This window comes from Orenia metallireducens, from assembly GCF_001693735.1.
Lineage (GTDB): Bacteria > Bacillota > Halanaerobiia > Halobacteroidales > Halobacteroidaceae > Orenia > Orenia metallireducens.
On sequence record NZ_LWDV01000009.1, the window covers coordinates 488,700 to 513,478 of the forward strand.

General features: G+C 32.0%; 27 protein-coding genes, 1 pseudogene and 2 riboswitches. Of the genes and pseudogenes, 15 read left to right on the forward strand and 13 right to left on the reverse strand.

The annotated features are described in order from the left end of the window. Positions 1–86: 86 nt before the first annotated feature. Positions 87–1,556 (forward strand): apolipoprotein N-acyltransferase, encoded by a 1,470-nt coding sequence (gene lnt, locus U472_RS10390; protein WP_068718197.1) that lies wholly within the window; start codon positions 87–89, stop codon positions 1,554–1,556. Positions 1,557–1,590: 34 nt separating this feature from the next. On the opposite strand, the gene U472_RS10395 is transcribed toward lnt, so the two are convergent. After that, complete coding sequence (locus tag U472_RS10395) at positions 1,591–1,977, reverse strand: hypothetical protein (protein WP_068718199.1); 387 nt, start codon at positions 1,975–1,977, stop codon at positions 1,591–1,593. 227 nt (positions 1,978–2,204) lie between these two features. Continuing rightward, a riboswitch (TPP riboswitch) is annotated at positions 2,205–2,302 on the forward strand. A 73-nt stretch (positions 2,303–2,375) separates the two neighbouring features. On the opposite strand from U472_RS10395, the gene thiT reads away from it, so the two are divergent. The 5 genes from thiT to U472_RS10415 all read left to right on the forward strand — a co-directional run bounded on the left by thiT (position 2,376) and on the right by U472_RS10415 (position 5,990). Continuing rightward, positions 2,376–2,948 (forward strand): energy-coupled thiamine transporter ThiT, encoded by a 573-nt coding sequence (gene thiT / locus U472_RS10400; RefSeq protein ID WP_176714147.1) that lies wholly within the window; start codon positions 2,376–2,378, stop codon positions 2,946–2,948. Next, a complete protein-coding gene (locus U472_RS10405; RefSeq protein WP_068718203.1) occupies positions 2,948–3,586 on the forward strand; it encodes a thiamine diphosphokinase in 639 nt (212 codons plus the stop codon). Before thiT ends, U472_RS10405 begins: the two co-directional genes overlap by 1 nt. A 151-nt stretch (positions 3,587–3,737) precedes the next feature. Further along, positions 3,738–4,013, forward strand: coding sequence for a 4Fe-4S dicluster domain-containing protein (locus U472_RS10410; protein WP_068718205.1), 276 nt, complete (start codon positions 3,738–3,740; stop codon positions 4,011–4,013). 89 nt (positions 4,014–4,102) lie between these two features. Continuing rightward, a complete protein-coding gene (locus U472_RS16845; protein ID WP_176714148.1) occupies positions 4,103–4,273 on the forward strand; it encodes a hypothetical protein in 171 nt (56 codons plus the stop codon). Between the two features lie 781 nt (positions 4,274–5,054). Then, positions 5,055–5,990 carry a tyrosine recombinase XerC gene (locus U472_RS10415; protein WP_068718207.1) on the forward strand — a complete coding sequence of 312 codons (936 nt, stop codon included), beginning with the start codon at positions 5,055–5,057 and terminating at the stop codon, positions 5,988–5,990. A gap of 1 nt (position 5,991) precedes the next feature. On the opposite strand, the gene U472_RS10420 is transcribed toward U472_RS10415, so the two are convergent. Then, positions 5,992–6,444, reverse strand: a complete 453-nt coding sequence (locus tag U472_RS10420) for a hypothetical protein (protein WP_068718210.1) — start codon at positions 6,442–6,444, stop codon at positions 5,992–5,994. Positions 6,445–6,569: 125 nt separating this feature from the next. Between U472_RS10420 and U472_RS10425 the strand changes: the two genes are divergently transcribed. Further along, positions 6,570–6,788, forward strand: coding sequence for a DUF1540 domain-containing protein (locus tag U472_RS10425; protein WP_068718211.1), 219 nt, complete (start codon positions 6,570–6,572; stop codon positions 6,786–6,788). Positions 6,789–6,810: 22 nt separating this feature from the next. Here the strand turns inward: U472_RS10425 and U472_RS16850 are convergent, their stop codons facing one another. Then, positions 6,811–6,966 (reverse strand): hypothetical protein, encoded by a 156-nt coding sequence (locus U472_RS16850; protein ID WP_176714149.1) that lies wholly within the window; start codon positions 6,964–6,966, stop codon positions 6,811–6,813. 151 nt (positions 6,967–7,117) lie between these two features. Further along, positions 7,118–7,570, reverse strand: a complete 453-nt coding sequence (locus U472_RS10430; RefSeq protein ID WP_068718213.1) for a DUF5667 domain-containing protein — start codon at positions 7,568–7,570, stop codon at positions 7,118–7,120. Positions 7,571–7,724: 154 nt separating this feature from the next. On the opposite strand from U472_RS10430, the gene spoVB reads away from it, so the two are divergent. Then, positions 7,725–9,278 (forward strand): stage V sporulation protein B, encoded by a 1,554-nt coding sequence (gene spoVB / locus U472_RS10435; RefSeq protein ID WP_281201097.1) that lies wholly within the window; start codon positions 7,725–7,727, stop codon positions 9,276–9,278. An 88-nt stretch (positions 9,279–9,366) separates the two neighbouring features. Here the strand turns inward: spoVB and nhaC are convergent, their stop codons facing one another. The 3 genes from nhaC to U472_RS10450 form a co-directional block, all read right to left on the reverse strand. Continuing rightward, entirely contained in the window at positions 9,367–10,740 is a 1,374-nt protein-coding gene (gene nhaC / locus U472_RS10440) for a Na+/H+ antiporter NhaC (RefSeq protein WP_068718217.1), read from the reverse strand. 70 nt (positions 10,741–10,810) lie between these two features. Continuing rightward, complete coding sequence (locus tag U472_RS10445; RefSeq protein ID WP_068718219.1) at positions 10,811–10,996, reverse strand: type Z 30S ribosomal protein S14; 186 nt, start codon at positions 10,994–10,996, stop codon at positions 10,811–10,813. 170 nt (positions 10,997–11,166) lie between these two features. Continuing rightward, on the reverse strand, positions 11,167–11,493 hold the full coding sequence (locus tag U472_RS10450; RefSeq protein WP_068718221.1) for a hypothetical protein: 327 nt from the start codon (positions 11,491–11,493) through the stop codon (positions 11,167–11,169). A gap of 396 nt (positions 11,494–11,889) precedes the next feature. On the opposite strand from U472_RS10450, the gene U472_RS10455 reads away from it, so the two are divergent. The 4 genes from U472_RS10455 to U472_RS10470 all read left to right on the forward strand — a co-directional run bounded on the left by U472_RS10455 (position 11,890) and on the right by U472_RS10470 (position 16,876). After that, the gene (locus U472_RS10455) at positions 11,890–12,957 is read left to right on the forward strand and encodes a hypothetical protein (RefSeq protein ID WP_068718223.1); all 1,068 of its coding nucleotides are present in this window, start codon (positions 11,890–11,892) and stop codon (positions 12,955–12,957) included. 67 nt (positions 12,958–13,024) lie between these two features. Beyond that, positions 13,025–14,224, forward strand: a complete 1,200-nt coding sequence (locus U472_RS16305) for a hypothetical protein (RefSeq protein ID WP_083189864.1) — start codon at positions 13,025–13,027, stop codon at positions 14,222–14,224. A 130-nt stretch (positions 14,225–14,354) separates the two neighbouring features. After that, entirely contained in the window at positions 14,355–15,638 is a 1,284-nt protein-coding gene (locus tag U472_RS10465; protein ID WP_068718225.1) for a glycosyltransferase, read from the forward strand. 14 nt (positions 15,639–15,652) lie between these two features. Further along, on the forward strand, positions 15,653–16,876 hold the full coding sequence (locus U472_RS10470; RefSeq protein ID WP_068718227.1) for a glycosyltransferase: 1,224 nt from the start codon (positions 15,653–15,655) through the stop codon (positions 16,874–16,876). 29 nt (positions 16,877–16,905) lie between these two features. On the opposite strand, the gene U472_RS10475 is transcribed toward U472_RS10470, so the two are convergent. Continuing rightward, positions 16,906–17,742 (reverse strand): DUF7164 domain-containing protein, encoded by an 837-nt coding sequence (locus U472_RS10475; RefSeq protein WP_068718229.1) that lies wholly within the window; start codon positions 17,740–17,742, stop codon positions 16,906–16,908. 159 nt (positions 17,743–17,901) lie between these two features. Between U472_RS10475 and U472_RS10480 the strand changes: the two genes are divergently transcribed. From U472_RS10480 to U472_RS16565, 3 genes are read left to right on the forward strand one after another with little or no spacing between them, the layout of a single operon-like run. After that, a complete protein-coding gene (locus U472_RS10480) occupies positions 17,902–18,597 on the forward strand; it encodes a serine/threonine protein kinase (protein ID WP_068718231.1) in 696 nt (231 codons plus the stop codon). 23 nt (positions 18,598–18,620) lie between these two features. After that, positions 18,621–18,833 (forward strand): protein kinase family protein, encoded by a 213-nt coding sequence (locus U472_RS10485; RefSeq protein WP_068718233.1) that lies wholly within the window; start codon positions 18,621–18,623, stop codon positions 18,831–18,833. Between the two features lie 23 nt (positions 18,834–18,856). After that, a complete protein-coding gene (locus U472_RS16565) occupies positions 18,857–19,024 on the forward strand; it encodes a hypothetical protein (protein WP_141677977.1) in 168 nt (55 codons plus the stop codon). A 337-nt stretch (positions 19,025–19,361) separates the two neighbouring features. Here the strand turns inward: U472_RS16565 and U472_RS10495 are convergent, their stop codons facing one another. The 5 genes and pseudogenes from U472_RS10495 to thiI all read right to left on the reverse strand — a co-directional run bounded on the left by U472_RS10495 (position 19,362) and on the right by thiI (position 24,777). Continuing rightward, positions 19,362–20,561, reverse strand: coding sequence for an O-acetylhomoserine aminocarboxypropyltransferase/cysteine synthase family protein (locus tag U472_RS10495; RefSeq protein WP_068718237.1), 1,200 nt, complete (start codon positions 20,559–20,561; stop codon positions 19,362–19,364). 26 nt (positions 20,562–20,587) lie between these two features. After that, positions 20,588–20,859: pseudogene (locus tag U472_RS17730) on the reverse strand (DUF6485 family protein). Then, positions 20,860–20,971: riboswitch (SAM riboswitch) on the reverse strand. It abuts the pseudogene before it with no gap. Positions 20,972–21,035: 64 nt separating this feature from the next. Further along, positions 21,036–22,436 carry an ABC transporter substrate-binding protein gene (locus U472_RS10500; RefSeq protein ID WP_068718239.1) on the reverse strand — a complete coding sequence of 467 codons (1,401 nt, stop codon included), beginning with the start codon at positions 22,434–22,436 and terminating at the stop codon, positions 21,036–21,038. Positions 22,437–22,457: 21 nt separating this feature from the next. Next, entirely contained in the window at positions 22,458–23,393 is a 936-nt protein-coding gene (locus U472_RS10505; protein ID WP_068718241.1) for a L,D-transpeptidase family protein, read from the reverse strand. Positions 23,394–23,592: 199 nt separating this feature from the next. Then, entirely contained in the window at positions 23,593–24,777 is a 1,185-nt protein-coding gene (gene thiI, locus U472_RS10510; protein ID WP_068718243.1) for a tRNA uracil 4-sulfurtransferase ThiI, read from the reverse strand. Positions 24,778–24,779: the final 2 nt, after the last annotated feature.

The window sequence follows — 24,779 nt, forward strand, 5'->3', positions numbered from 1 at the left end:
TCAGCTACAGGCTTTAACCTGTAGCCTTATTAATATCTAATTTAGTTATTTATTAGATTGGATTGATTATAGAGAGGAAGAGTACTATGGAAAATTATTTGTTAGCTATCTTTGCCGGACTATTATTAGGAATTCCCTTTAAATTTCCTAGTTTAGCATTACTAGCTTGGGTGGGATTAATTCCACTCTTATTTGCTTTAGAGAGGAGTGAGAGTAAATCTTCTTTTAAATTAGGCTGGACAACTGGGATGACCTTCTTAGCTATTAGTAGCTATTGGCTATTGATTTCTGTAGCTAATTTTAGTAAATACCCTTTGATAGTATCAATATTAATATTTGTTATTGCAATATCGATTATCAGTCTATACTTTGGCTTATTTGCTGTGGTCTGGAATAATTTAAGAGGGAAGGTATCTATACTAATCATAACACCTCTAGTCTGGACTGGAGTAGAGTTTTTAAGAACTATCTTCTCCTTCCAGTTCTTGTTTGCCTTCCTTGGTTATTCACAAGCTTTTATTCCACAGCTGATTCAGTTGGCTCAGTATGGTGGAGTATATTTAGTTACTTTTATTATAATACTTGTTAACACTTTACTCTATGTTTCTTTGAAAAAGAGAGAGGTTAAATATTTAATTATAGGGGTTTTAATCTTTGCCTTATTATTTACTTATGGTAATGCTTTATTAAAAGAAGAGGTAGTTGCTAAAAAAGAGTTTGCAGTAGGTATTATGCAACCTAATATACCTCAAGAGATGAAGTTAAGTAGAGATAAACAAGGTGAAGTTATCAGTAAAATATTAAATTTAACCTCAGAAGAGTTAGCTAAAGGTAATCCTGATTTGATGATTTGGCCTGAAACTGCTATCTTGAGGGGGTATTATGAGAATAGAAAGTTTCCTTATGTCTTTTATAGGGATAACCCCTTATTTATCGGTGGACATATTAAGGAGAATGGTAATTATTTAAACAGTGCTTTTCTAGTCAATAAAAGTAGGGATATAGTCCAGCGCTACAGTAAGGTTAAACTTGTTCCTTGGGGGGAATATGTTCCTTTCCCTAAATTGATACCAGATATCATTGAAACAACCTTGAATCATATCACTCCAGGTAATAAGCTAGTTGCCTTTAATTTAAAAGGGGTTACTTGGGTTAGTCCTATCTGCTCAGAGATATTAAATCCCTTTTATATTAAAAAGCTATATCAGCAGAATGATTTTATGGTTAATATCTCTAATGAAGCTTGGTTTGGTAAGAGTCATGCTCCATTACAGGTCTTACAAGCAGCTATCTTTAGAGCAGTTGAGAATAGGACACCTGTCGTTAAGGTTGGTAATATAGGGATTAGCGGGGTAGTAAATCATCGTGGTGAAATCTTGGTAAGAACAGAGATATTTAAGACCAACACCTTTACCTTTAATCTTCCTATCCCAGAGCGTAAAGAAACCTTTTATTATAAATTCGGAAATTTTTTTGGATGGTTAAACTTAATCATAATAGTCTTATTATTAATTATAATTAATAATAAGAGAATTAATTTCTTTAAAGATAATTAAAGAGTAGCGATAATCGCTACTCTTTTTCTTTAGCTTAAATCTTTCTAGCTTTATTTTGGTCAATCATATCAATAAAGATACTATCTTCCTTCTTCTTAGATACCTTTGTAAAGAGATTTTTGATGACAGCTAAGATAATAGCTAAATCAATAACTAACATAATTAAGATAGTTACTTGTCCTAAAGTAAGGCTCTGTAAATTAGTAAAATTAATGCTTGTTAATTCCTGTGGGTTCTTAGAGGTCGTAAAGATTAATAGAGCTACAACATATAAAGAACTATTAGAGATAAATCTAAAGAATAAATTCAGCACTTCTTGTGAATCTCTTTTGTTATTAGGTTTTGAATTCTTCAACAATATTATTCCTTGTGCTAAAACCATTAGAACAAAAGAAATACCTATTACTAACTCTATGTTCATTAATATCCCTCCTTAATCTAATTTTAATCCAAAACAGATATGATATCTAACCTCTTATCAAGGACTATACTAATATTTTAACATATTACAGATACTTTTCAATATAAATAAGATAACAGTTCTAATTTGACCATTCAACTTACTAACTATGAAGGTGATTTTATTGCAGTTTTCTCTATAATCTGTTATAATTATCTTTGGCTTGATGATGTGTTAATAAAATCAAATAGAAACACTAGGGGTGCCTATAGGCTGAGAAGAGTACTACTCTAACCCTTAACCTGATTGGGATAATGCCTGCGTAGGGAAGTGGAAGACTAAGATGCTATTGTAACCACTCTCTTAAAGGGAGTGGTTTTTTTATAGATAATTTCACTTAATATAGAAAGGATGATATCATGAAAAATATGCAGATTAGAAAGTTAACAGAGTTGGGTGTTGCCTTGGCTTTAGCTACTATCTTAAATTTTTTAAAACTTTATGAAATGCCACAAGGTGGTTCTGTAACCTTAGAGATGATTCCAATTATATTTATTGCTTTACGCTGGGGGTGGAAAGAGGGAGCTTTTTTAGGTAGTACATATGGACTATTACAGCTATTATTGGGAGCTAGTATCTATTATCCTCTGCAGGCAGTTCTTGATTACCCTTTAGCTTATGGGTTGGTAGGTCTTGCTGGGTTGGTCTCTAACCTATTTTCTAAGGGTTCTTTTAAAGTTAGGTCTATCTTAATAGCTATGGCTACGGTATTAGGAGCTAGCTTTAGATTTTTAGCTCATGTGATTTCAGGGGTAGTCTTCTTTGGCGAGTATGCTCCTGAAGGTATAGATGTTTGGGTCTATTCTTTAGGATATAATGCAACCTATATGATTCCTCAAATCATAATAACGATAATAGCTATGGCATTGTTGAGTAAAGGGTTAGAAAATACCTCCTTGGCTACTATAAATAAGATTCAAGAAGTAGAATAATGGAACGAGTAATCCTATTTATTAATGGAGAGTTGATTGGTGAGGATGACTTTTATTTAAATTACATTAAGAAAACTGATAAGGTGGTCTGTGCCGATGGAGGTGCAAATCATGCTTATAGATTAGGGATTCTTCCTAATTTGATTTTAGGTGATTTAGATTCAATCTCTTCTGAAGCTTTAGAGCATTATCAAAATCAGCAGGTCGAATTTGATAAATATCCTATAGCTAAAGATAAGACCGATACTCAACTTATTTTGGAACAATTAGTTACATTGGGTGCTAAAGAGATTATTATCTTTGCAGGACTTGGTGGACGTTTAGACCATACTTTAGCCAATCTTTATCTATTGGAATTTTTTGCTGAGTTTGATACTAAAATTAGATTCGTCAGTCCTAAAGAAAGAATAGAGTTGGTATGTAAAGAGAAAATTCTGATAAATGAAGTAAATAAGACTCTCTCCTTATTACCTTTAAGTAATGAGGTAACAGGGGTTTATTTAGAAGGTTTTAAGTATGGATTAGAGAATGCCACCTTTAAACAAGGGGATACTTTAGGTTTAAGTAATATTGTTATAGCAAGTCCGGCTAGAATAAAACTAGCGAGTGGTAAATTATTAATGATAATTAATGATTAAATATTATCTGTTGGGCTAATCTATAATGGATTAGCCTTTTTCATTAATGATTGTAGAAAATGGCCCGATTTCTTCTTTAAATCAATTCACATATTTAGCCTTTCTTTAATATATTAGTATAATAACTGCATTTACCAAACAGGGGGTCAAAATGACAGATTATTATACAGGAAGAATGAAAAGTGGGGAGGAGTATACTTTAACTTATATTTCAGAGGTCAACTGGGATAAATGTATCGGCTGTGCTGCTTGCGTTAAAGCTTGTGGTCAAGAAATACTGATGATGGTTAACACTCCTTCTGGTTATAAGGCTAAATTGTTAGTTCCTGCTAAATGTTTAGGCGAAGGACATTGTATACAGAGATGTCCTACAAAAGCTCTTCAATCAAAGCTTATAGAAGTTAAAGATAATGGAGATAATAGCTGAGGATAGAAAAATATAAAGTCTACTTTATTTCTTATCTGCTATATGTTAAACTAGAGATTATAATAGTAGACTAAACAGGAGGTACTTAAATGTCAGTGGAAGAGTGTGTTTTGGAGAATAAAATTTGCAATGATTGTGGTGAGTGCTTGATCTGTAATTTAGATAGAAGTAAAGAGTGTAATAACTGTATGGACTGCATAGATATCGAAGCAGATTTTAGTGCAATTGAGATAGATGATATCATTTATGATGAGGAGTAAGTAAGATAGAACTAAGAGGCTCTTGCCAATTTTGGTGAGAGCTTTGATTTTATGATATTGAACTATTGGAGGTAAAGGAGATGAAATCTGGATTGTCATATGTAGAATTGGCTTTAATCTCTTTCATAAAATAAAATAGCAAAAATAGTGCTGGGAGCGACTTTTGATCCTATTGAATTATTATTTTATTTGGTTCTTCCACGACTTTTGTGAAAATAATTTAAAATCAAAAGAATTATTAGACGCAGATTTACGCAGACAAAAGCGGACTAAAAAATAAGAAATGAAATAATAAAAGGTTTTAAATCAGATCTTAGTCAGATTTTAGTCTGCGTCAAAAAAGATTTTGATTTATATCTTTTATAAAAATTATTAGTTCAACTTATATAAAATAGGCATTAATCACAAAGTTCGTTGTTGAACCTTTTATTTTTTAGGTGGGGTTATTGTTTATTCTGTAGATGTGAAGTTGGTTGATTACAAGTAAAGGAGATTATTAAGCAAATGATTATAATTATCGATTTTAGAGGTCTGCACTTTAGTGTGTTAAAGAATAGATTTTTTCAATAAAGTTTTTGATTAGCAGAGTTAAATTGTAGAGAAGGATATGTGTGATTAGGGAAAGGGCAGTATTATACACTATCATTATTTCGCAAAATGTGAATTTTACGAAATAATGATAGAAAACACTATTGATAACGTGATAATTTGAATTATATCTCTAAAAATATTATAATTTAAATATACAAAGCAATCTAATTAACTTGGAGGTGCAAAAACTTTGCAACAAAACTTAAAATATAAACAAGCTGTTAAGAGTTTTATCAAATATTTGATAGCTGAACGTGGTTATTCAGAATTAACCATCAAAGAATATCAATCAGACTTAAATCTATTTGCTAGATACCTTAAAAATGAATTCGATTACAATATTGATAAATTAACTATAGATGAAATCAACCAATTCCAATTAGCGGAATTTTTAAGTGATATTATCTTAATCAACGACAATTCAGCTGCTACTCGTAATCGAAAATTATATAGTTTACGCTCCTTCTTTAATTTTCTGGTTAAAAGAAATCTATTAACCTACAATCCCAGCCTATCAATAGATGCTACTAAAGTAAATTTGAAATCTGAACCAGTTTATTTAAAAGGAACTGATATTCAAGATTATCTAAAAGCCATAGAAAATTATAAATCTAAAGCCCAAAGTCGTGATTTAGCCATTAATAAGATGTTTCTATACTGTGGATTACGTATCTCTGAATTGGTAAACTTAAACCTTGATGACATCAACTATGAAGATAAATCTATTAAGTTTTATGGTAAAGGTAATAAAGAGCGTTATGTTCCGTTGCACCAAGAAGTTATCTCAGCTATAAAAAATTACTTGCCAGATAGAGCTCAAATCGAAACCAATAATCAAGATGCCATACAAGCCTTATTCTTATCTAACCGTGGGAATAGAATCAATGTACGGACAGTTCAGATGATGGTTAAGAAATATGCTAAACTTGCTGGAGTTAAAAACGCCGATGATGTAACTCCTCATAAGCTGCGTCATACTTTCGCTTCTATGCTCTATAAACAGACAAAAGATTTGAGGATTTTACAAGAATTATTGGGTCATAGCAGTATCTCTACAACCCAAATCTATACCCATACCGATAAAGAAGAACGTAAACGTGCTGTTGAACAACTACCAGAGCTATAAATCACATCTTATGAAAAGCATCCTTTAGAGTATTTTCATAATCTCGAAGATTATAAGTTGCTATCATTACTATAGTTTCCATTGTATCTACTAAGAAGTCTTCATCAACATCGTTATAATTTTCACTAACTGTCATGATATCTTCTAAAATAATCTCTAGATTCTTAATCTCTTCCTCTATCTTATAGATAGGATTTAATTGATAGTTCTGATACTGCTCTATAATAAACTTAACCTCTTCCTCATCTGGAAAGTTATTGATTAATTCGATATTTAGTTTATTAACCTCTATCATCTTATTTAATAGTTTACTCCCTGTCTGTAACAGTTGTAAATCTTGATATTCTTGATAAATTACGTAGTCAGATAGGTTTATCATATCTTGTAATAAATTAAATTGTTGATCCATTAATTTTTCATAATCATCTATAATGTTTTCAAAGTCTGTGTCCATACTATCACCTCTATTGTATTTTATTACTACTACTCTTATTTTAGATTACCCTTTATCTTAAGAGCAAATACATTTCCAGTATAAAAAGCTAGTAATTGAACATCATAATATTAGGAGGTGATTTTATGGCAACTATGAAATGTATCGAAGTAGCTTGTAATGTAAGTAATTGCCATTATTACGGAGAGGGAGATATCTGTACAGCAGACAGAATTCAAGTAAGTAATACTGAATTTGGAACTAAAATGGAAGATATGGAGGCTGGTAGACTTGATAAGCCTGCTCCATCCTCTAATTCCCACTCTACTCAATGTGTAACTTTTAAACCTAAACAAAAAAAATAATTTATCATTAAAAGAGACGGAGTTATTCAACTCTGTCTCTCTCTTTATCTTTAACTATTAATAATTTATATATCTCTTTGAGTTCAGCTTCTTCAAAAGCTGTTATTTGATTCTTATCCCGTTTAGCCTTTAAATTTTTAGCAACTCTAATTATATGTTCTATTTCGCTTTCTTTCATACCTCCTCCCCCTTAATAAATACTACTTAATCCAATATATTTGAGAGAAAGTAATTTCGTTACTATTATCAACTGTTAATAATGGCTAAAAAGGTAACCTATATAGGCTACCTTTTTACAGTTAATTATTAGAATTTAGTTTAATGTTTACTCAATTAAAGAAGTTATTAACCTTCTCTTTTAAGCCTTCAACCGATAAATTCTGTTCAGCTATTAAGTTAGTTATCTCTTTTATTGTATTGTTTATTTCTACTTTAATCTTCTTAAATTCCTCGCTATTAACCACATGTTCTTTAGATAATTTAAGACCTTCTGAAAAATCCTGTAAGGCTTCTTTGAATAATTCTTCAGCCTTGTCATTCTTATCCTTTTTAAACATATCCTTTGCCTCTAACAACCTCTCATAAGAGTTTCTAAACTTTAATTTAACCTTACTCTCCTTAGAAGCAAATAGGTAAGCTATACTCTCTCCTGTCTTATCTAAAAAATAAAAAGGAGAATCAGGACTAAGCCCCTTTTTGGGTAAAGGTTCTTCTTCTTTAGCTAGGACAGGAATAGTAATTAAGATAAATATTAATGTGATTATGATTGTTCTCTTAAGCAACCTCCTCACCTCCCTTATAAGGTATTCCACAGAGATTTGCTTAATCCTCTTAAATTATTTATAATTATTCTTAATCACCTCCGATATTTCTTAATAGAAAAAGTAATAATTATAATCACTATCTTAATAAACTATATTATATCTTAATAAAGGAGTGATTATAATAAAGCAACATTCATTAATTAAAGGTGCTTTTATCCTAATGATAGCAGGTCTTTTGAATAGAGTTTTAGGATTTATCCTAAGAATCATATTAGTTAGGATAATTGGTGATGAAGGATTAGGACTATTTCAGATGGTCTTTCCTATCTTTGTAACCTGTTCTATAATTACCACTCTAGGCTTGCCTGTGGCAATCTCTAAATTCGTGTCTGAGGAGGTTGCTCAAAATAGATATCGGAATGCCTTGAAGATGTTTAAGATTTCATTAATAATCGTAATAGGTAGTAGTGTATTATTAGTATCTTTATTTGTTAAAAATACAGATTTTATTGCAAATAATTTATTAAATGATAATAGAACAAATCATATCCTTTTAGCAATTACACCTGCCCTATTTTTTGTTAGTATCTCATCAATCTTAAGAGGTTTCTTTCAAGGTTTAAGAGTTATGACACCAACAGCCATTTCACAAATTATCGAACAGATAGCTAGAATGACTATCACTTTATTACTATTATTAAAGTTAATGGATAACTCTTTAAAATCTAAAACTCTAGCACCAGCAATTGGAACATCAGCAGGAGAATTTGTAGGGCTATTAACTCTAGCAGTTATCTTTATATATTACTTACCTCAGCTACGTAAATATAGAGATAACAGAAAAGCTGAATCTACAATGACTATTCTTAAAAACTTGATGAAATTCGGTATACCTATTACTATTGGTAAGATAGTAGCTTCATTAATGTATACTATAGAGGCAATGACAATTCCAGGGAAATTACAACAGATTGGTTATAGTGTCTCTGAAGCTACATCTTTATATGGGCAATTGTCAGGGATGGTCTTGCAACTTGTCTATTTACCTACTATTATTACTATATCCTTAAGCTCTAATCTCGTTCCAGCAATCTCTGAATCTTTAGCCCAAAATAATAAACATGCTATTAGAAAGAGAGCTCAAGAAGCTATTAGACTGACCTTCTATTTTGGACTACTGGCTGTCAGTATTCTCTTTATAGTTCCTAATGAAATCTGTGATCTCTTCTTTAATCATCCTCAGAGTGGAGATGTTTTAAGAATAATAGCAATTCCAGCTATCTTCTTATACTTATCACAAATTTCTGGAGGGATATTACAAGGTTTAGGTGAACCAAATCTAGTGGTAAAGAACTCTGTTATTGGATTGCTAGCAGAGTTGGGGCTGATTTATTCTATTGTTTATTTCCCCTCTACCCTTGCCTTTCAGATAATTACTCTAGCAATTGGTATTAGATATTTAATCATTGCTTTTCTGAATTTCAAATCAATCTCTAAATTTGTAAAATTAAAGCTTCCTATTAATCATCTGTTTATTAAACCAATATTGGCAAATACTATAGTCTTCTTAACACTAAGACAAATTTATCAGATCGTTAATTATATCTCTTCTAATCCTATCTTAAGTTTAGGTACTTCCATTCTAATGAGTAGCCTCTTTTATTTTTCCTTCTTGGTCTGGACAAATGGAATCAGTATCGAGGATTTTAAAAAAATAACTAAATAAGTTTAAGACTAAGCTTAAGTAAAAATAATTTCGCTAAAATTTAGCCTTAAATAACAAAAGAGCAGGTAACCTGCTCTTTTTAAAATTACTACTTATTTACTTTTTCCATAGTAAAGCCAGTATAAGCATAAATAATAGAGATGATTGGTGTAATTAGACATAAGAATGAATAAGGTAGATATTCTAATACAGTTACATTTAAGGTATTAGCTATAAAAGCTCCACTCAATCCCCAGGGTACTATAGCATTAAATAATGTCCCTGAATCCTCTAATACTCTAGAGAGATTCTTAGGATGTAAGTTCAATTTTTTATAAGCATTAGCATACATCTTCCCTGGTAAGATAATGGATAGATATTGGTCTGCTAACAGAACATTTACCCCTAAACAGGTTAATACAGTAACTAGGACAAGGTTTCCTTGGCTCTTTACCATAGTGGATATCTTCTTTAAAATCACCTTTAGTACCTTAGTCTTATCAAGTACCCCTCCAAAGGAAAGAGAGATTAAGATCAAAGAGACCGACCAGAGCATATTATGTAATCCACCTCTAGTTAAGAGCTTATCAATAAACTCTACCCCACTTTGACTCTGATAGCCATAGTGCATAACATTAATCACTTCTGTTAGACTAGCTCCTTGGAATACCATTCCAAATATTCCACCTAATAATGTAGCTAAAAGCAAAGTAGGTAAAGCAGGGCATTTCTGTATAGCTAAAAAGACTACTAAGATTGGTGGAATCAATAAGACTGGGCTAATATAAAAAGATTTATCTAGATTATTTAAAATGAGATTAATCTTATTGGCATCGATTATTCCTGTTGTATACTTAGCACCTATCACCCAATACAAAATTAAAGATATAATTAGACTAGGAGTTACAGTATAAAACATATGTTTAATATGTTCAAATAAAGTACTCTCGGCTACAGCTGGAGCCAAATTGGTAGTATCAGATAATGGAGACATCTTATCTCCAAAAAAAGCACCAGAGACGATTGCCCCTGTAGTTATAGATAATGGGATATCCAAACTTTGAGCAATACCAATCAAAGCAACACCTACAGTTCCAACAGTTGTCCAAGAGCTACCTGTAGCTAAAGATACAATCCCGCAGATTAATACTGTAGCTACTAAGAATATCTTTGGCGATAATAGATTCAAGCCATAATAAATCATAGTCTGTACTGTCCCACTTAAAATCCAGGTTCCAATCACAGTTCCAACGACCATTAAAATCAAGATAGAAGGCAAGCCGATATTGATTCCTTTGATGATACTATCCTGTATCTCCTTCCATGAATAACCTAGATATAATGCAACTAAAGCAACTATAGCTGTAGAGAATAATAATGGAATCTGGGGTGCTACTTTCAACCCTAAAATCCCTACACTTAAGATTAAAACACTTACTGCAATTACAGTTAAAGCTAAGAGTAGATTTGGTTCCTTGTTCATCTGCTTTCATCTCCCTTAAAATTAATTTGACATAGAAAAGACCTCCTTTATCAGGAGGCCTTTCATAGATTTACCAACTAGCTTTCTTAACTCCTGGTAATTTACCTTCATGAGCTAGTTCTCTAAAACAAAGTCTACATAATTCAAATTTACGGATAACACCATGAGGTCGTCCACACTTACGACATCTGTGTTCTTGTCTTGTAGAAAATTTAGGCTTTCTATTTGCCTTATTTACTTTTGCTTTACGAGCCACAATTTTCCTCCTTCCTCTTCAAGAAATTATTCTATACTTATCTTGATTAAATTATCAACTAGAAAATATCAACTTATTATAACATATATCGTTTTATAATACAAATTTGATTAATATTTAGTCTAAAATTTCTACAATTATCACAAATTAATCAAATTATAACCAGTTAATTAAATTAGGGTAATTAAAATACTCACTATTACTATTGGCAATCCGATAATAATTAACTCTAATCCGCTATTTAAACTTCTTCTCTTATCTTCCTCTTTCTTAACTTCTTTTTTCCTATTTTCTTTAATTTTAAATAAAAGCTCATCTCTAATAATTAAAAAGGATGCTAAAGCAATCAAAATTAAAAACTCACTAAATAATGTATCACTTAGCTTTATTAATGTAATAGGTATTTTTCTGATTATAGAAATTAGAAGTAACCCTCCTATAGTAACTCCTGTAAAGATAAACCCTGTTATTAATAACTTCTTTATTCTTACCTTCATTTTAACCTCCTTTAAAGTTTATTATCTATTAATTTAGATTATATATTTTAAATACCTCTTAATCAAACCTTACTTAGTTAAACAAAGTATATAAATGGCGAAGTAATATATTTTTTGTTAATCACTCACACCTATTTATCTAATACATATTATGTGAATGGAGTGGGTAAAGAAAAGTAATCCTCTTATTTATTAACATAAATAGAATTATATTCTTCACAGATTTAAAGTCAAGTTCATACTATAATAACAAATAATCGCAAAAAATCAATGATTAATCACTGCTAATCTAAATTAACAACATTTAATGTTAAAATAGCTATATTTTAGATGTACCACTTGGGTAGTTCTCTGAATATTATAAGCTATCAACTTTAATATGAAAGGGGATTATCTATGGATTTTACTACCTTGGTTGATGTGACTATTGAGTTATTTAATATGGACAATAGGCAATTAGGAGAGCTACAAGATTTTTTACATAATTTAATAGGAAATAAATTAAGAAAGGAGGTAAAATTTCTAATGGATGAAAAGTTAGTTAAGAATAAGAAAGTTGAATTAGATTTATCAGATCAAGAAACAGATATTGTTGATTTAACAGAAGATAATTACATTGCAAATCTAACTAAAGTAGATAATTTAACTGAACAGGTTAGGCAGATACTTGAAGATAATGAAATTATGAATAAGATAGATATTGAAAATATCATTGAGGAAAAACTAAATAACCCTGCAATAACAGATGAATTAAAAGAATTAAAGATAGAAGTTAAGGCACTAAAAGAAGAACTACTAAACCAACAAGAATCTATTATTGAAATTGCCCTTAAGAAAATACAAAAAGAGAATCCTTTGAAAGGAGGTGAAGAAAATATGGCTGATGAGAAAGTAATACTTCAACAAATTGATTGTGAATGTCCTGGCTGTCCAGAAGGATGCCCTGACGAAATTGGTGATTTAGAGTTGTGTCAAGAACTTGAAACTATAGAATTCTGTTGCACTTTAGTAATTCCAGATGGTTTCTCAGCTCCAGTAGAACCTTTAACTGTAGCGAATGTAGCAGAGTATATTGAAGAGAACTTTGACTTGGCTGCTTACTTTGATGAAGACTGTTTTGAATGTACTCCTTTAGAATGTAGGATTAACACTACTTTTGGAGATATAGCTGTAACTGAAATCTTGATTAAAGGTTGTATTAAGTTTATAGGTGGTATTTGTGTAGCTAGTGATTCGGCACCTGAGACTGGTTCTCAAGCTCCTGTATGTTGTGAAGGTACTATTTGTGTCCCTGAGCCTACTGCTGTATGCTTTGGAGGCGTTGATGCTAGTTGTGAAAACCTTAGAGTAGTTGATGTTGATAATGTAGAAGCAACTAGAGTAGGACTTAGCTGTGGAGATGCTGTTTGGAATGTAACTGGTGAACTTGTATTTGCTTGCGGCCCTTGTGTAGCAAATTCTTAATAATTTTAAAAGTGTGGGGAATTTCCCACACTTTTATTTTAAAAATATAATAAGGAGGTAAGATGAAATGACAGAGGATAGATTAATAATTCAACAAGAATGTGAATGTCCTGGCTGTCCAGAAGGATGCCCTGACGAAATTGGTGATTTAGAGTTGTGTCAAGAACTTGAAACTATAGAATTCTGTTGTACTTTAGTAATTCCAGATGGTTTCTCAGCTCCAGTAGAACCTTTAACTGTAGCGAATGTAGCAGAGTATATTGAAGAAAACTTTGACTTGGCTGCTTATTTTGATGAAGATTGCATTGAATGTACTGAACAGATATGTAGAATTGATACAGGTTTTGGAGATATAGCTATAACTGAAATCTTGATTGAAGGTTGTATTAAATTTATAGGTGGTATTTGTGTAGCTAGTGATTCGGCACCTGAGACTGGTTCTCAAGCTCCTGTATGCTGTGAAGGTACTATCTGTATCCCTGAGCCTACTGCTGTATGCTTTGGGCTAAATGCTAGTTGTGAAAACCTTAGAGTAGTTGATGTTGATAATGTAGAAGCAACTAGAGTAGGACTTAGCTGTGGAGATGCTGTTTGGAATGTAACTGGTGAACTTGTATTTGCTTGCGCTCCATGTCCAGTTACTACAACAACTACAACGTCTACTACTACTTCTACAACAACTACTAGTACAACATCTACTACAACTACTACAACTACTACAACTACTACAACTACTACAACTACTACAACTACTACTTCTACAACTAGTACTACTTCAACTACTACTGCAGCCCCTGATAGAGTATGTTTCTGTCAAGTAACTACGGCTCCTGGAGCAACAATTGATGAATGTGATGTTATTATTGGAGATGGTTGCCCATGTGATTGTAGTTTGCAAGTAGAGGTCTGTACAGGTTGTATGGTTAATGGTAGTCAAATCGAATATGAAGAAGGAGACAATTCTCTTATATATCAACAAGTAGGAGGTAGTCCTTTTAATGTAGGAGAGTTATGTTCAGTAACCTGTCCAACTGATGATACAGCAGAGATTAGAGGATTAGGAGAGTGGAATGGTGAGTTATGTAACTTCCTTATAACTTTAACTGAAGTTCCTGAGGAAGATGATGAAGGGACTATAACAATCTACTGTCCTGGAGAATCTTGTCCTGGTAACTTTGATGAAGAAGATATAGTTTATCAAGCAGAATTTGAATTCGCAGGAAATTCAGTAAATATTAATCCCCAGCCTTGTGGAGCTCAAGGATAATGATCATTAATTTTATAAATATAAGGGTATGTTTATAAACATGCCCTTATATTTTACTAATTTAGATATATTGGCTTATTGTTGAAATATACATATTATATAAGTAAAAATTAAAAAGGGGGAGTTATCTATGAAAGTAGCTATTTTGACAATGTTTAATGGACTTGACCGAACCTATTCTCTAGTTAATATAGTAGCAGAACAATTAAAGATGTTACTTAATAACAACATTGATACTAAAGTACTTGTTAGTGAACATTGTCCTGATAACAGTCGCCATGGTATTTTTGCTGATGAGAAGATTGAATGGATTAAAATAACAAATACCTATAATGGTGAACAAATTCATTGGTATGATTATTCTCAAGCTAAAGGAGAGGTACATAATACCTTTTTTGATGAAGCGGAAGTAATTGCCAAAGATTTAGTAAATAAATTAGCAGATGTAGATGTTTGTATCATGCATGATATTCATTATCAAGGTTGGCATCTTATTCATAATGTTGCAGTTAGAAAAGCACAAAAAGAATTACCTAATCTAAAATTTATTGCTTTTACCCATTCCTTTCCTGTTAATCGACCACCGAACATACAAAAACCTTTTTCAGCTCGTTATACTCCAATGCCTAATACTATCTATATATATCCCACTTATTCTGGTATCCCTGCCCTTGCTCAACAATATAACCTACCTGAAGGAAAGTGTCGAGTCGTCAATAATAGTTTGAATCTACTTGAAGATATGAGTGAAGAAACCAAGCTTATTGCTGAAAAGACTAATCTCTTTTCACCTGATATTCTAATGATATATCCTGGTAGATTAACAACAGGTAAGAGATTTGAAAAGGTTGCTGCCTTTGCAGGCGCAATGAAAACTCAAACTGAAAAAAGTGTTAAAATAATCTTTTGTGATTTTAAATCTGCTGATATTGAACCTAAAGCATATAAAGTAATTATCAAAAAAACGGGGATTAAATTTGGTCTTAAAGAAGATGATATCTTCTTTACCTCTGATATTGGTTATCCCCATGGTATACCCCGAAAAACCGTTTTAGAGCTCTTTACGTTATCTAATTTATTTGTCTGTCCTTCCTATTCTGAATCCTTCGGTTTAACAGTTTTAGAAGCAGCAAGTAGAGGTAACTTTTTAGTTCTAAATGAAGGTGTTCCAGCATTAGAGGAGTTAGGCAAAAAATTAAACGCTTACTTTATGAGATGGGATGCTCGTAATTTTGGTTTTGATACAAAAGAGAATTATAAGCCTTCAGAAGTAGCCTATTATCAAGAACATTCAGAGATTATAGTAAATCTAATGAGACAAAATCAGCTTATCCACTCTAAAACTATGGTTAGACAACGCTATAGTCCACAATGGATTTGGAAGAATCAATTAGAACCTTTATTAGAAGAATAAAAGGAGGTAAGAAGGTGCCTTATTATAGTTTCGTCATCTTATGTTATAATAACTGGGAAATGTCTAAACAGGCTATTGATACTTTAATAAACTCCATAAATAACAAATATAAAGCTAAAGGTATTGAATTGATCATTGTTAATAATGGATCAACTGATAATACAAGTGATGGTATTAAAAAGTTACAAAGAGACTATACAAATTACTCTATTGAAATCATTTCCCTTAATTTAGAAGAGAATATGGGGTATCCAGTAGGAATTAATCTAGGATTGGCTAAGTGTAGAGGTAAAATGGTAACTATCTTAAATAATGATCTAATCTTCCCAGCAGATTGGTTTGATGGCTTAGTCGATATATTGGAAAAGAAGGAGGATATCGGAGTAGCAGCACCCTACTTATCTTATGCTTGTAGCTCTCAAAATGTAGGTGTTAAACTTAATTCTCAAGAAGAGATAAGTGATTTTGCTAAAGAATTTATGAAAAATAATAAACAAAAGATAAGCTATCCCTTAAGAGTAATAGGAGCTTGCCTTGTCTTTAAACGAGAGGTTATTGATAAGATTGGAGGCAATGATTTCTGGTTTGGTATAGGACTCTGTGATGATGATGATCTATCCCTTAGAACAGTAATTGCAGGGTATAAGATAGCTATAACAGGTAGCTCCTTTGTCTACCATCTAGGAACGGTAACCTTTAATCAGCAAGTCCATGAGCTTAATTGTGCTTTGAGTTCAAATCATCCAAAATTATCAATGAAATGGAACTTACAACCCCATGGAGAATACCAATCTAGAGAAGATATAATAGATAATATTAATTATAGTAAAGATGAACATTACTTCCCTACAAAGATAAGAGAATTTAATGGAATAGAGCCCCCTATAATAGATAAAAATCAAGAAGAGAGATTACTTTTAGTCGCTGACTGGAATAATCATAAATCCAAATGGAAAGAGAAGTTAATTTCAATTTTGGATAATATCGATCAAGAAGAACTTTATATCTGGATACCTAAGGGATACTTTTTAACAGATCAAATATCTGCTGAAGTTAAGGAGATTCTAGATTCAAAAATCGTTGAAACTACAAAAATTAAATTCTATTACCAGAATATTGCTCCAATTAACTTACTAAAGTTTTTAAATTCCTTTGATACTATTTTTACAGTTGATAATGATTTTGTTAATAGATATATAGTCTATTTAGCAGAAGAAATTTCAATACCTACTAAATAAGTAAAAGCCACAGGTTTAACCTGTGGCTTTTACTTATTTTCTTGTGATTTAAGTGCCATATATAAACAATAATTATGAACCTTATCAATATCAAGATTTTCAGTAGATAAATGATCATAGTTACCTGCTTCGAATTGAAATTTAGAGAACATACTATCAGTATGCCAGCAATGGATATGGGGATGGGTAGCAATTGAATCAGTTGCAGCACTACCATAGTCGAGCTTTGTTCCATCAACTATAAATTTTTCTACAAGGTGATTGACTGCAATTTCACAACTATACATAGTTGTTACCCCACTATACCATCCAGGCCATGCACCTTCAGTATCTTTAAATTCAGTTGCCAATAAATACTCTGATATTGATAAAGCCAATTTAGAAACCTCTCTTACTAATCTGGCATTTCCATAATGGGTTGAGCCTAGGTTATGAATCCCTTGGTGCCTAAGCTCAAAATAGTCAGCTACTCTTTTAATGTTCTCTCTAACTTCATCATTATTGGCATATCCCCCTTGCCCAACTGTATATAAATCAGGGTAAAAAGAATCCCAAGCAGGAGTCAAAAAAGTATCAGCATCTGTTCTCAAAATCAAGTCATATTTATCTAAAAAATCAGCTTGGCTACCAACTAAACAACTAATTGAATTGATAAAGCGATAATTCAAAAATACATCAGGTTCACTTAAAATATTATACTCTACTTTAATACAATCATCTGGCACCCATTCTAGAGCCTCCTTCGTCCCAAATACAACTAAATCTGTATCTTTAGAGCTTATATACTTATATGAGGTATATAGACCTTGGAGTTGTAACTTAAGTGGTCTTTTATCTTCAACAAACACAACTATAGCTCTTTTCAACAAGATTCCCTCCTTTCTTATAATAAATATTCATTACTCTTTTAAATTATTTTTTATAAACAGATTTAATAAGCCTATTTAGATATTTTCGCTCACTATATTAAGTTAAAAGTAATATTATATAGTATTAGTTGTAAAAAAATAATAGGGAGGTGTTATATGGATATTAAAAAGATAAAAAATTATGACATTGATTTAAATCCAGTTGGAAAAGGAAATTATTCAGAGGTTTTCTTGGCTAAAGATCTCAATCAACAAAGCACAGTTGCCATCAAAGTTTCATCTTGTATTGATATGTCTAAATATGAAGCTACTGTGATGAAAAACTATGGTTCCCATCCTCTTTTTCCCAAATTCTATGATTTTTTTATAATAGAAGATAAAGCTTATATTGTAATGGAATACTTTCCTGGAAAAGGGATTGGACATTGGAATTATCATTCCACCATAGATATAGGGAGGAAGAATGAACAAGAAGCGATTTCAATTACTTTAAAAGTATTACAAGGATTAGAACACCTTCATCAGATAGGTTTTGCTCATCATGATCTATTGCCAAAAAATATATTATTTAGGGATGAAATCCCTGCCAAAATAAAAATAATTGATTTTGGTTTAGCAAAAGAATTAAATTATGAAAAGAATCATAAGTATAAAGTTGGTGATATATCTGCAGCAGCAACGCTGTGTATTTATTTAATTAATGGAGTTGTTTCTAAAATACCACTTGATGATTTAAAAACAATATCTAGTGATTTAAGAGAAGTGTTATCTAAAGCCTTTGAACCTAATTTAGGAAAACGATATCAATCTGCAACAGAATTTATTAAAGTTATACAACCTTTAGTCCACTAAAACCTTGATTAAGGAGGTGTTTTATGGAAACAAAACGGTTAAAAAATTATGAAATTAAGACAAAACCTATTGGTAGAGGACAGTTTGCTTATGTCTGTTGGGGTAGAGATCTTAATCAGCAACGTGAAGTGGCTATTAAATCATCATCTCATTTTAATACCTCTAAAAAAGAAGCAACTGTAATGGAAAGTTACGGAAGTCATCCTTTCTTACCTGAATTTTATGATTTTTTATAATAGAAGATAGAGCTTATATTGTAATGGAATATTTTCCTGGTGAAACTCTTGGTCCTTCTAATCATAATAAAGCTGGGAAAAAGAGAAGTGAAGAAGAAGCAATTTTGATTACTTTTAATTTATTACAAGGATTACAACGTATTCATCAAATAGGATTTGCTCATAATGATATTTTGCCAAAAATATATTAATTATGGATGATAACCCCAATAAAATAAAACTGATTGATTTTGGATTAGCAAGACCCCTAGATTCTAAAAGATATGAAAAATATAGATACAAAGATTTATATTTGATAGCGTTAACTTGCCTTTACCTTATTAAAGGTCCTCTATCAGAGAGACCAATAAATGATTTGGATATTGTAAAAAATAATAACCTAAAAGATATCTTATATAAAGGTATTCACCCTAATTTGGAAAAGAGATATCATTCTGTAGATGAATTTATTGAGGATTTAAAACCTTTAGTTAAATAATTAAAAATACTAATTAAAAAACAGAGGGAATTCCCTCTGTTTTTTTACCTTTATTTATTCACTTTCTTAAAAGATTGCTCTAAATCTCCAATAATATCCTCTACTCTTTCAATTCCTACAGATACTCTAATTAAATTAGCTGTAATACCTGCTGCTTTTTGCTCTTCTGCTGATAATTGCTCATGAGTAGTAGATGCTGGATGGATAATTAGTGTTCTAGAGTCTCCAACATTAGCTAATAATGAACATAATTCAACATTATTGATTAAAGCTTTCCCTGCTTTAACTCCACCTTTGATTCCAAAACATAACATTCCACCAAAGGCTTTCTGTTGTTTCTTAGCAAGTTCATGCTGTGGATGGCTCTCTAACCCAGGATATCTAACCCACTCTACCTGTGGATGAGCTTCTAACCATTGAGCTACCTTTAGAGCATTTTCGGAATGCCTCTCCATCCTAAGTGCTAAAGTCTCTAAGCCTTGAATGAATAGCCAAGTATTGAAAGGGCTTGCTGCTGGTCCAATATCACGATAACCCTCTACTCTTGCCTTTAATAGAAAATCTGCAGGACCTACAATAATTCCACCAATTGAGCTACCATGACCACCGATATATTTAGTAGCTGAATGGACTACAATATCAGCACCAAATTCAATTGGACGAGACAAGTATGGTGTACAGAAAGTATTATCTACTACCAATTTTAAATCGTGCTTATGGGCAATCTCAGCCACCTTCTCGATATCAACTATATCTAAAGTAGGATTTCCTGGACTCTCTAAATATAAGAACTTAGTATTCTCATTAATAGCTTCTTCCCAAGCATTAAAATCATGGGGGTCAACAAAGTTAGTATCAATTCCATACTTAGGTAAGGTCGTAGAAAAAAGATTATAAGTACCTCCATATAAATACTTAGAAGCTACTATCTCTCCTCCACCTTCAGCCAAAGTAATAGCTGTTAAGTGGATAGCAGACATACCTGAAGAGGTAACCAAGCCTGCCTCTGCACCCTCTAATTCTGCTAATCTCTTCTCAAATACATCATGGGTAGGATTCATAATTCTTGAATAGATATTACCAGCTTCCTCTAAAGCAAATAATCTAGCTGCATGGTCAGCATCATCGAAAATATAAGAAGTCGTCTGATAAATAGGTACTGCCCTTGAATTTTGACTATCCTGTTTTGGATTATACCCTCCATGTAAAGCAACTGTTTCAAATCCATATTTTCCTTCTCTACTACTCATTTTATTAATTCCTCCTTAAGTTATAATTACTTATTTGCTAAATAAAATTTAGCGAAATCTTCTAACTTATATCCCTCAAGCTCACTTAGGTCTTCAAAAACCAATCTAAAAAAGCAAGCGGAATCTTATTAGCTTTGAGATTCTTTTTTATACAAGGATCACAACCTCCAGAATGATTCATAGGATGATATTTACAATCTAAATCCCTACAATTACAAAAATATTTATTATTCCAGCTTATTCCTCCTAAATAAAAAACCTCTTCAATAAGAAGAGGTTTTTTATTTCTAGAGACCACTTCTTATCTTTCAATACCTTAGGCATTGCTGGAATTAGCACCGCCATAGTAAGCACTTACTACCGGTTGCCGGGCTTCATTGGGCCAGTCCCTCCACCACTCTTGATAAGATTTAATAAAATTTTCTATTTTTTATAATGATAACATAAGCTAGTAAAGCTGTCAAGCATCAAATCTTAATTTTCCTCAACCTTTTTTGTTTTATCTCTATTCAAATACTTTATACTTTCATCGATAATATCATCAACTACTCTATCTACACTTAAAGTTTTAAGCCAAAACTCCTGATAATGCTTATCGATTATCTGCCTTAACTTACTTTCTAGGCTGTACTTAGATGTTATTCTTCTATAGTTTCCCCTATTAATATAACTTATAATCTCTTCTTTCAAGTTGGTACTTAAACTTACTTTTTCTTGCCAAATATCTTGTAAGGGTATATACGCAGGCATAACCTTCAACCTTTGAGCTAGATATAAACTCTTCTCTTGATTGATGAATTTAGCAAACTGATAAACTGCTTTACTATGATCATCACCTTGATACTCTTCTTGTCTAAAGAGAAGTAAAGAAATAACTTTTATCGGTACTTTATGCTCCTTTGAATTACTTGGAATAGGTAATAGAGTTAGATCAATATACCTTTCCTTTAAATTTCGCTTCAGTAAGTTATTTAATAAAAAGATATTGACTGGTGCTATCATGCCAGCTTCCCCTTCCCAAAAGCCTGCTACTAATCTTTTATTCATTTTATTTATCTTTCTTGGGAATACTTTCTCTTTACGTAACTTATCTAAAAAGGTAAAGATAGTAACTAAAACTTCTCTATTCAAAGAACTATCCTCAACAGATAATAAATTATTATTATCCATAGTATCTAATAACTGATAGAATATTTCTGAATTATAAGGATTAAAGACAATATAAGAATCATCTTGTAGACCTTTAATCTTAATAGCACTCTGGCAAAACTCATCCCAACTCCATCCTTGAGCTTTAATCTTAGCTAAATTGATCTTACTTACATCTAACATCCTTTGATTACCTACCCAGATTTGAGGAAGCAACCAGTTAGGCAGACCCCATATCTTATTATCATAGGTTAGAGCTGATATTCCTAGTTGATTATAACTACCTTGATCACCTTCTCTAAATAGTAGATTAACAGGAATCTGTAATTCTTCACTAATCAACCTTCTAGAGAAGATATCATGATAGATATCTGGGGGATTCCCCAATTCTAATGCTTCCCTTAGTTTTTGCTCTCCTGTAGAGAAAGGTAATAGCTTATAAGTAACCTTAATATTAGGGTATTTAGTATTGAACTCCTCAATGACCTCCTTGATGAATTGATTATAATCTTCATCCTGACCTATCAAAAGATTATAATCCCAATAGCTGATATGATATCCTTTATTAGGATCTATAGTTATTTCAGGGTCAATAGTAAAAGGCCTAGTTTCAGTTATTTTTTGATATTTAATATAGAAGGTAATCCCACCACTGATTATAAAAACAAGCAAGATTATGATTATGAGTAACTTCCAATTTAAACCTTGTTTTTGATTTTTACTCAATATCTTCTTTCCTCCTCTCTTTTATTTGATATTTAGAATATAGAAAACATTCTTATCAGCAACTAAGTCATCTGTTAAACCATAAAGATATTTAAGCTCCTCCATTGCCTGCTTACTGTCTTTTCCAAATCTACCATCGGTATAACCTGGATTAAAACCATGCTTTCTTAACTCTTCTTGTAATATTAAAACATCTTCACCTACTCTGCCAGGTCTAATATCATACTTCATCTCTACTTTATCCCTTGGACCGATAATCTTAACTCTAGTACCTATCTTAACCCATTCAAAAAGTACTTTAACATCACGATTGAACATTCTAATACAGCCATGGCTGGCAGCTCTTCCAATAGAGCCAGGTTTATTTGTACCATGTATCCCATAGATCCCCCAAGGAACATTCAACCTCATCCACCTTACTCCAAAACCACCACCCCAATCCTTATCTTTGGCAATTACTGCCCATTCACCTACAGGAGATTTGGTGGAAGGTTTTCCTACTGCTACTGGAAAGGTATGAAAGGGTTCACCATCAGAATAGACTATCATCTGCCGTTTATAACCATTTACTAAAATAGAAACTTCTCCTTTAGGTAAAGCTAATTTGTTATTACTAGTTTCTATTGGTAACCTTTTATTCAATTCATCAGCCAAGTCCAACCAAGTCTGCTCAGTAACTACACCTGTTTCCTCTAAACCTTTACTATATTGGAAATTTCTAAAAGCAAGATAGGTGTTCCAATCATAAGTTGAATTCAAAGCACCTTTATAAAAACCTAACTCCTTTAATTGATACTGTAGTTCCCAAATATCATCTCCTTTCATCGCTGGCTGCTGTAGAGAAATTTGACGTAAATCCTGACAGTCACAATTCTCTTTAACCTCTACTGCTAGGCTATTAGACAGAGAGAAAGTAAGGATTAATATACAAAGAGTAAATATTCTTATCAGATTCAACCTTATTACCTCTTTTCATTTGTTTTCATATCAATAATTATGTGAAAAATGGTTAGAATATACAAGATAACTTTTTTATTTAAAATTTTATACTTTTTAAATAGAGGTAATAGTACCTTTGAAATCATAAAAGCAATAAAAAACCCTCAGTCTAGTTGTAGACTAAGGGTTAAATAAATTTTTTAACTCGTTATTATAATTATTTATATGGATTTATAGTAATAACCTCTACCTCATCAATAGCCTTCTCAATCAAATCATCTATATGTAAATCCTTCTCTCCTTCTTCCACATCCTCTGGAGTAGCTTTAGTAGCTGGCTTCTCTGGAACAAAGACTGTACAGCAATCCTCATAAGGTTGAATTGAAGTTTCATAAGTACCAATTCTTTTGGCAATTTCAATAATTTCAACCTTATCTAAGCCAATCAATGGTCTGAAGACAGGCATCTCTGGGACCATATTAGTAACATACATCGATTCCATAGTCTGACTTGCAACCTGACCCATACTTTCACCTGTCAATAAAGACTTTCCTCCATTATTTAAGGTGATTTGCTCAGCAATTCTCATCATAATCCTTCTCATAATAATCGTAGTCAATTCAGCTGGACATTTGTCATTCATCTCTGTCTGAATATCGGTAAAGTGAACAACATGTAATTTGGTCTCCCCTTGGTAAGTAGCCAAAGTCTCAGCTAAATCAATAACCTTCTCTTTAGCCCTATCACTGGTAAAGGGAAAACTATGAAAATAAATCGGTACTATTTTAACTCCACGCTTCATCAGCATCCAACCAGCTACAGGACTATCGATTCCCCCTGACAATAATAAACCTGCTGTTCCTGTTACTCCAACAGGCAATCCACCACTACCAGGGATATCCTGAGTATAGATATAGACTGCTTTCTTTCTAACCTCTACATTAACCATCAATTCAGGATTATGGACATCTACCTCTAATCGCCCATCTTCAGTGTTGATTAGGATATGGGCACCCAACTCTCGATTTAATTCCATACTATTTAATGGGAAAGACTTATTATTACGGCGAGCATTGACTTTAAAGGTAGTTACTCCTGATTTAGGTAAAGCCTCTTGTACCATCTCTAAGGAAGCATTCTTAACCTGATCTACATCCAGTTCCACTTCACATGCAGGAGCTATACCAACAATTCCAAAGACCTTCTGCAATTTACTGATAACCTTATCTCTGGCAAGATCAGTCTCTACATAAATCCGACCATAAGTCTTATAAACATCTAATTCATCAGATTCCTTCTTTAAAGTCTTGATTATATTAGAGATTAACTTATCCTCAAACATAAATCTATTCTTACCTTTCAAACCAATCTCACCATAACGAATCAAATATAACCTCTTCACTC

Excerpts from the sequence above, each read along its gene's own strand:
- lnt (WP_068718197.1), top strand. The coding sequence starts at position 87 with ATGGAAAATTATTTGTTAGCTATCTTTGCCGGACTATTATTAGGAATT.
- U472_RS10395 (WP_068718199.1), bottom strand. The coding sequence starts at position 1,977 with ATGAACATAGAGTTAGTAATAGGTATTTCTTTTGTTCTAATGGTTTTA.
- thiT (WP_176714147.1), top strand. The coding sequence starts at position 2,376 with ATGAAAAATATGCAGATTAGAAAGTTAACAGAGTTGGGTGTTGCCTTG.
- U472_RS10405 (WP_068718203.1), top strand. The coding sequence starts at position 2,948 with ATGGAACGAGTAATCCTATTTATTAATGGAGAGTTGATTGGTGAGGAT.
- U472_RS10410 (WP_068718205.1), top strand. The coding sequence starts at position 3,738 with ATGACAGATTATTATACAGGAAGAATGAAAAGTGGGGAGGAGTATACT.
- U472_RS16845 (WP_176714148.1), top strand. The coding sequence starts at position 4,103 with ATGTCAGTGGAAGAGTGTGTTTTGGAGAATAAAATTTGCAATGATTGT.
- U472_RS10420 (WP_068718210.1), bottom strand. The coding sequence starts at position 6,444 with ATGGACACAGACTTTGAAAACATTATAGATGATTATGAAAAATTAATG.
- U472_RS10425 (WP_068718211.1), top strand. The coding sequence starts at position 6,570 with ATGGCAACTATGAAATGTATCGAAGTAGCTTGTAATGTAAGTAATTGC.
- U472_RS16850 (WP_176714149.1), bottom strand. The coding sequence starts at position 6,966 with ATGAAAGAAAGCGAAATAGAACATATAATTAGAGTTGCTAAAAATTTA.
- nhaC (WP_068718217.1), bottom strand. The coding sequence starts at position 10,740 with ATGAACAAGGAACCAAATCTACTCTTAGCTTTAACTGTAATTGCAGTA.
- U472_RS10450 (WP_068718221.1), bottom strand. The coding sequence starts at position 11,493 with ATGAAGGTAAGAATAAAGAAGTTATTAATAACAGGGTTTATCTTTACA.
- U472_RS10455 (WP_068718223.1), top strand. The coding sequence starts at position 11,890 with ATGGATTTTACTACCTTGGTTGATGTGACTATTGAGTTATTTAATATG.
- U472_RS16305 (WP_083189864.1), top strand. The coding sequence starts at position 13,025 with ATGACAGAGGATAGATTAATAATTCAACAAGAATGTGAATGTCCTGGC.
- U472_RS10465 (WP_068718225.1), top strand. The coding sequence starts at position 14,355 with ATGAAAGTAGCTATTTTGACAATGTTTAATGGACTTGACCGAACCTAT.
- U472_RS10480 (WP_068718231.1), top strand. The coding sequence starts at position 17,902 with ATGGATATTAAAAAGATAAAAAATTATGACATTGATTTAAATCCAGTT.
- U472_RS10485 (WP_068718233.1), top strand. The coding sequence starts at position 18,621 with ATGGAAACAAAACGGTTAAAAAATTATGAAATTAAGACAAAACCTATT.
- U472_RS16565 (WP_141677977.1), top strand. The coding sequence starts at position 18,857 with ATGGAATATTTTCCTGGTGAAACTCTTGGTCCTTCTAATCATAATAAA.
- U472_RS10495 (WP_068718237.1), bottom strand. The coding sequence starts at position 20,561 with ATGAGTAGTAGAGAAGGAAAATATGGATTTGAAACAGTTGCTTTACAT.